Here is a 7,169-nt window from a genome sequence, read left to right as displayed (position 1 = left end):
GTATCAAAATCAAGGAGTTTATTGCTTTGGAAATCAATTGCACAAACTGTATTAGTTAGAGAACTCACATCGATACCGACAAACAAAGTAGATAAAACGTCGTAATTCATAGTTATTTCACCACCTTTCGAAAAAAGATAAAGGATGAAAGAAAGAGATGCCCTAATCTTAGCAGCCAAAGGCAACCTCGCGCTCTATGAGCATCCACCAATGAAAAATAGCCTTGCTGATGGCCTAATCAAGGGGTGATGCAGTAATCGGTTAGCAAGTTGACTGCTAAGTCAGGAAACAAGCTTTTTAGGCAACGGCCAAAAGGCCTTGCAGGGGGGCAAGGAATCTTCCCTCGCTAATCATCCTGGTACTATTTTAGCATTAGGGCATCTCTTTACAAAAGAAATAATAAAAAAGATCAAAAGACAGATTTTTAGTACCATTTTTTAAGTTTCATAACTATACATATTATACGAGGGGGTTATGAGTATGAAGAAAAAGTGGTTAGTAGTTATGTTAGTAAGTTTTTTAAGTGTTTTTGTGCTTTTTGGATGTTTACCGACCCAGTCGGAAGAAGAACCGGAAGAACCACCAGAAGAAGAAGCAGTTCTGTTAAAAGCGTATCTTCCTGAATCAACTCCAGCAACCGCCACTACTATTTACTTAGTGGGAAGTTACAATAACTTCGAATTTACTTCTGCAGCAACATCTGAAATAAAAGTAGAAGGGGAACAAATGTATGCAGAATTCGATATTTCGACTTTGTTCGACGATGAGGATTATCCAGTATTTTATAAGTACACCTACGATGATAGTTGGGATTTTCAAGAAGCAGATCCAAATGGAAATGATTTTGGATACAAAAATAGAAGGTTGGACGTAGCTCCTGAAAGTGATGTTGTGGAGGTCGTTCTTAATTGGAAAGGGATGGATCCCATCGATTATACTGATTTGCAGCAAGAAGTAACGGTTAATTTCATTGTACATGTACCAGAAGGAACTGAGGGCGATGCAATATATATGAAAGGGTTGAATGGGGACTGGAATAGCTCAATAACTTTGAACAAAGATGCAGATACTGGGTATTATACAACCGAGGCAACAACTACCTCTTATACCGTACGAGAATATAAGTTCACACTATCTGAGGATTGGACTACTCCTGAAGGAAATGCCGATGGTGGATATCTTGAGAACAGAATAATTATTTTAACCGATGATGCGACAATTGTAAACGTTGTAGAAAGTTGGGCTCAGTAACAGAGTACTAAAAAACCAAGAAGAAAGTCCTTCGGGGCTTTCTTCTTTCAATAACGGAGGTGAATTTTTTGAAAAAGAAAATTTTTTATGTACTTCTTGGCGTTCTCGTTGTATTTACCTTATCTGGTTGTATGATGAACTTACTCGATATTACCCTTGATCCAGGGATTTATTTGGGTTACTCAAAAAATAACAATATACCTACTACGGATGATCTTTTAACTTACGATGGAACTTTAGGGCTTTATACAATCACCATACCCACTTCAGATCTTACCTATGAAGAAATAGATGAAGGAGGGGCGATATTTGAGTTAAGCTATTACAAGATTCTCTACGTTAAAAGTGATGGTAATATAGCATCTGCTTCGATACCTATTTGGAAGGACGTAGTAGAAAATAATAATTTGGAACGAATAACAATTTACTTAGATAAAGCAAAGATGGAAGAAGGTAAAGCAGTAGGTGTTGGAGATGATACCAAATTATTGCAAGATTGGTATTTGGCAGGAAATTGGGGAGCAAAAACTTGGGATGAGGATGCAATAAAGTTTGAAAGGCAAGGAGATGTTTTAGTTGCAACCATCAGCAAAGAGTTCAAAGCGAATGATACAATAAAATACAAGATAAAACCAACTCCAGGTTGGCAACCTTGGCATATGATATTCAACGGGGAAGTTTATTCTGATCAGTCTGACGATGCAGTTTATACTTTAAAAAGCAACACTAATGAACTTACCGTTAGATTTTATCCTAAGATAAGTTACATAGAGTTTGAAGAAAAGTGAGGTGAAATTGGTGAGAAATAAAAAAACTCCATTAATTTTTTTGATGATTGTAATTACAACCGTTTTTTTTGGAAGTGTTAATCTCAATGGAAGTGTAGAATTAAATTTAAATTATGATTTATCTGATGAAGAAGAAGCTTCGTTTTATGATTCTTTCAACAAAGCGGATCTATATTTTAAATTCTTTGGTGAAGGCTTACGTGGCGAATTCAATTTAAACAAGGATTCAAGCGATCAGTTGTGGGTTTCTTCTTCTGAATTTACATACGAATTAGAGAACTTAGATCTCACTACATATTGGAACAGAAAAAGTGTCTCAACGGATGATTGGTTGAAAATAATCAACAATGAAAAGGTTGGATCTGTGAATGGTCTAAAGTTGTATGCCGATTTGGATAACTTTGGTAATATGAATTTCTATGCGGTAGATAAAAGTGGGTATCTTTTTAATTTGTTAAATTATAGGCTTCCCGAGCTTGGCGGAGTAAATTCAAGTGTCTTATACTTAAAAGATTACAAAAACGAGTCATCTGATTATTATGAGATGATGGGATTTGATTTCAATGTTGGAACTTTTGAAGGTGTAAAACCGTACGGAGAAGTCGTTCTTTCTTATCAACAAGATGTGGAAAATGCTTCCTATAGTATAGAAGATAATTATCTTTTGTTTGGTGGGGTAAGGGGAGAATTAGGTCAATTTGAGTATAATTTCAATACAACATACATTTCAGATGATTTTTACAGAGGATATTCTCCAGATAGTTTGATGGAAAACATTTATTTGGAGGGTTCCTACAACGATATAAGATTGACAAATAAATTGGAGTTGGATTTTGGCACCGAAACCTATATAGATAGACTTAGAACTAATTTATACATCGACAATTTAGAGTTGTATGTATCTGGAGATTTCGATGGTACCTTCTCCGATTTCGTGATGGATGGATCAGAAATGTCAATTACCTATAGCCAAGATCTTTCTATCCCATTTTTAACTTCCTACAAAGCATCAATTTACAAGAGAGGATGGGAGGATGATTGGAGTGAAATTACCTCATACAAACCCTTTAGGTTGTATTTAGAAGGGAATTATGACCTTTTTGATTTTAAAGGTAATATTAAATATGCTTTTGGTAATCCAGTTTCAGAAGAATCTTTTCAATCGTTGGGAGAACTTTATTATGCAGATATTTCAAGGAACTTTGATCAATTTTCCGCTATGGCAAAAGTTCAGTATATACAAGGGATCATCGAGAAATATTTCACTGCCTACGGCGAGATCACTTATTATGTGCCAAAAGGTAATATCAAATTTTATATAGGTAATGGCGACTTTGACAATGTTTTATCTTTTAAAAAACAAATAGGTGTTACTACTACTTTCAATTTTTAAAAAATAGGGAGAATATGGAGGTGGAAAGATGAAAAAAATAGTTTTTGTTCTTTTATTTTCTTTGTTGGTAGTGGTTTCTTTCTCTAAGGTGTATGTTGAAGATGGCAAGGTAGTTTTTGAATATGAAAATGAAACCGCTGATACGGTATTTTTAGCAGGGTCTTTTAATAACTGGAGTACGACCGCTTGGGAAATGGAATACAGTGATGGAGTTTGGATTTATGTGGCAAATGATTTACAACCAGGTGTTTATGAATACAAATACGTAGTAAATGGCACAGATTGGTACGAGGATCCGGAATCTCCTGATTACGTGCCAGACCCATATGGAGGAAGGAACTCTTCCTTTGAGTTGGTTTTAGTGGATGGAGAGTTGCAAATCGCTGCGCCCGCGGCTGAAGCAGCAGCAGAGAAAGCGTCCATTATTTCAGGAGAATATGAATTTAATTTAAAAGCTAAATTAGAGAAAGAGACAGGGTTTTTAAGCGATCCAGTTGTTTCGAATGAGGTTATATTGAGTATAAATCCAGATATTGAAAATGCTGATCTGCAATTAAAAATAGGGGCTTCATCTCTCAACTACCAGTTTAAGGTTTACGGTATGAAAGCGTTATGGCTACAAGATATGTATTCTTTGGGTGCATTTTATAAAACAGAAGTAAATCCAAAATATAATTTTGATTACGAAAATCCAGAAGAGAGTCTAGCCGGTTTTACTATTTTCTTAAATTGGAACAATTTTGACTTAGGAATAGATCTATTTTCCCAAAATGATAAGTTTAAATCTGGAATCTTTGGTTCTTATTCTACAGACGATTATGCTCTAAGTGCTTTGTTCGATACCGTGGATGCCACTTCTTTGGTTGTTAGGGCTGATGCATTCGGTTTATACGCTGAAGTCGATCTCGAAGATTTTGAATTCGATAACGTGTCAGTAGGTTACGAAAAAGAAGATACTTTTTCTGTTAAGATGAAATATTCAAATTCAACTAAAGACGTAACCGCTGAAGCCAAAGCAAATTATCAAAGCTTTGATTTGAATGCAGCTGTTTATTATGAAATGGAAAACAACAATTTTTATGCCCTTAAGGTTGGTGGTGGTTACGAGTTCTTAGAATCTTTTAGAATTGGTGGAGATGTTTACTACAACGCAGATGAGAAGTTAGGATACAACGTTAACCTCAAAGCAGCAAATGAAGAAATGCCAGTAGAGTTAATATTATTATTTGGAAATATAATAGATACAACAGATTTAGCCACTTTTGATGAGGATAAGTACCTTTCGATATCAATGGTTGCAGAATTTTAGCTAATCTCTCCCTTCTACATATACAAAAAGAGATCTTTGTTTTTGATAATTATCAATTCAATAGGGACTGTCAAACAGTCCCTATATTTTTATGAAAAAATAAGTATTCTTAACTTTAACCTTTGCAGCAGGAAATTTTTCTTCTGCTATCTTAGGGTGGTTTAGGATTTCATCTATTACTTTCTCTTTCCCTTTGTATGAACTTAGAAAAAGGATATTTCTTGCGTTGTTCAGCAATTTGTACGTGGCGGTAATTCTCGGTACTTTTGGTGTTCCAGATGGTGGTGTGGCAGTGAATAACTTTGTATTTTCTTCTAAAGTGTCACTTGAAGGGAACAAAGATGCTGTGTGGCCATCTTCTCCTATTCCTAGTAGTATTAAATCAAAAACGGGATTTTGTGTTCCAAAAAAGTTGATTATTTCTTTTTCATACTCTTGTGATGCTTTTTCTATAGGTAGTTCTGTTTTTATCCTATGTACATTATTTGTAGGAATATTAATCTTGCTTATTAGCAAATCGTATGCCCATTTGAAATTACTTTCTTCACTTCTTTGATCGACGTATCTTTCGTCTCCCCAAAAAATGTGAACTTTCTCCCAATTTATTTTATTTTTGTACTCTGATGCCAATTTTTCATAAACAGGAAGTGGTGTTCTTCCGCCTGAGAGCATTAAGGTGAATAATTTATTTTCTTCTATGCTTTTTTTATACAGTTTATAAATTAGGTTTGCGGTCTCTTTGTGGAACTTTTGGGGATCTTCAAAAAACTTTGCTTGCATATAAATCCTCACTTTCAAAGTCTAAGTTTCGCCAACTTCTATTATCTTTTGCTAATAACTCAAAAGATTCTTTTGGTCCCCAAGTACCAGCTTTGTATAATCTCAGCCCATTATGTTTTTCTTCTTCCCATTTTTCTAAAACAGGGGTGAAGATTTTCCAAGAAATTTCCATAGCGTCACTTCTTACAAAAAGTGTTTGATCACCCAACATGGCGTCCAAAAGAAGCCTTTCATATGCATCAGGACCTTTGAATTTGAAGAATTCGTCATAATTGAAATCCATAGTTAATGTATTTAAACAAAGCTTGGAACCGGGTTGTTTGGCTTGGATCTTCAGTGAAAACCCTTCGTCTGGTTGTATATTTAGAATGAGAGCATTTTTTTCTAAGGTTATATCATTTTTAGCAAATATTGAATGGGGAACGTCTTTAAAGATTATGACGATTTCTGTAACTTTTCTTTTCAACCTTTTTCCTGCCCTTAAATAGAAAGGTACCCCACTCCATCTCCAATTATCGATTAAAAATTTAGCCGCTACAAATGTTTCTACAAAGGAGTTTGGATTAACATTCTTTTCTTCTGTATAAGCGGAAACTTCTTTACCATTTATCATTCCATCAATGTATTGACCTCTTACAAAGTATTCGTCTATCTTGTCTTTTTCAAAAGGCCTTATAGTCTTCAATAGTTTCGTTTTTTCGTCTCTAACGCTTGTATCTTCAAGGGATGCTGGTGGTTCCATAGCTACCAGAGTCAAAAGCTGCATCATATGGTTTTGAAACATGTCTCTTAATAAGCCAGCTTGTTCAAAATAACCCGCCCTGTGTTCAACACCTAATGTTTCAGCTACGGTTATCTGAACGTTATCTATGTATTTATAATTCCAAATAGGTTCAAAGACAATGTTTGCAAATCTAAGCATCATTATATTTTGAACGGTCTCTTTACCAAGATAATGGTCAATTCTGTATATTTGGGTTTCATTTAGATACTTATGAAGCTCTTCGTCTAATTCTTTTGATGTGTTAAAATTACTGCCAAAGGGTTTTTCTATAATTATTCTTGAATAAGAATTTTCGCTTTCTTTGGTCAAATTAAATTTTCCCAAACGTTTAATTATTTCTAAATAGACATTTGGTGGTGTTGAAAGATAAAAAAGATGATTTTCTTGGGTGTTGAAGAGTTTATCCAAATAATTTAATTTATTTTTTAATTCCAAATAAAGGGTATCATCATCGTAAAAACCTGAAGTATAAAAAACTTTTTCAACAAACCTTGAAATTATATAGCTATCCTCGTTTTCTTGCAATAATCTATTTTTGATTTCTTGGCGGTATTCCTCATCAGTGAATTTAGATCTTGCTATTCCCAGTAAGAAAAATTCATTAGGCAATAGGTTCTTTTTGAACAACGTATATATAGAAGGGATCAATTTTCTAAAAGTCAAATCCCCGGAGGCTCCAAATATAATTAAAGAAGAAGCTCCAGGTTTTATTTCTTCACAAATATTTTTTCTTGAAAGATGTTTTGTTATTTGTTCCATGTACTAATTTCCACCTCTTTGTATAGCATATTTTATTGTCCTTAAAAACACTAAAAACTACTTTAATTAGTTAAATCTAGTCTGCTTTAGCGCCCCTTCGCCCCG

The 7,169-nt window shown here is 34.4% G+C and carries 6 protein-coding genes; 4 read left to right on the top strand and 2 right to left on the bottom strand.

Features of this window, described 5'->3' with window-relative positions; all coding sequences use genetic code 11:
- Nucleotides 1–480: 480 nt before the first annotated feature.
- The 4 genes from X928_RS08720 to X928_RS08705 all read left to right on the top strand — a co-directional run bounded on the left by X928_RS08720 (nt 481) and on the right by X928_RS08705 (nt 4,741).
- Nucleotides 481–1,251 (top strand): hypothetical protein, encoded by a 771-nt coding sequence (locus tag X928_RS08720; RefSeq protein WP_103079384.1) that lies wholly within the window; start codon nt 481–483, stop codon nt 1,249–1,251.
- Nucleotides 1,252–1,319: 68 nt separating this feature from the next.
- Nucleotides 1,320–2,039: a hypothetical protein gene (locus X928_RS08715; RefSeq protein ID WP_103079383.1), complete on the top strand. Its 720-nt coding sequence runs from the start codon at nt 1,320–1,322 to the stop codon at nt 2,037–2,039.
- Nucleotides 2,040–2,049: 10 nt separating this feature from the next.
- The gene (locus tag X928_RS08710; protein ID WP_103079382.1) at nt 2,050–3,432 is read left to right on the top strand and encodes a hypothetical protein; all 1,383 of its coding nucleotides are present in this window, start codon (nt 2,050–2,052) and stop codon (nt 3,430–3,432) included.
- A 28-nt stretch (nt 3,433–3,460) separates the two neighbouring features.
- Nucleotides 3,461–4,741, top strand: a complete 1,281-nt coding sequence (locus X928_RS08705) for a glycogen-binding domain-containing protein (RefSeq protein ID WP_103079381.1) — start codon at nt 3,461–3,463, stop codon at nt 4,739–4,741.
- 81 nt (nt 4,742–4,822) lie between these two features.
- On the opposite strand, the gene pgl is transcribed toward X928_RS08705, so the two are convergent.
- Together pgl and zwf are read right to left on the bottom strand one after the other, a co-directional pair.
- On the bottom strand, nt 4,823–5,521 hold the full coding sequence (gene pgl / locus X928_RS08700) for a 6-phosphogluconolactonase (protein ID WP_103079380.1): 699 nt from the start codon (nt 5,519–5,521) through the stop codon (nt 4,823–4,825).
- The gene (zwf, locus tag X928_RS08695; protein ID WP_103079379.1) at nt 5,502–7,064 is read right to left on the bottom strand and encodes a glucose-6-phosphate dehydrogenase; all 1,563 of its coding nucleotides are present in this window, start codon (nt 7,062–7,064) and stop codon (nt 5,502–5,504) included. The genes pgl and zwf overlap by 20 nt, the downstream gene beginning before the upstream one ends.
- Nucleotides 7,065–7,169: the final 105 nt, after the last annotated feature.

Origin of the sequence: Petrotoga miotherma DSM 10691, from assembly GCF_002895605.1 — a bacterium.
In the GTDB taxonomy this organism is placed as follows: Bacteria; Thermotogota; Thermotogae; order Petrotogales; family Petrotogaceae; genus Petrotoga; species Petrotoga miotherma.
Note: the sequence above shows the minus strand (reverse complement) of the source record. Positions and strands in the feature narration are given on the sequence as shown.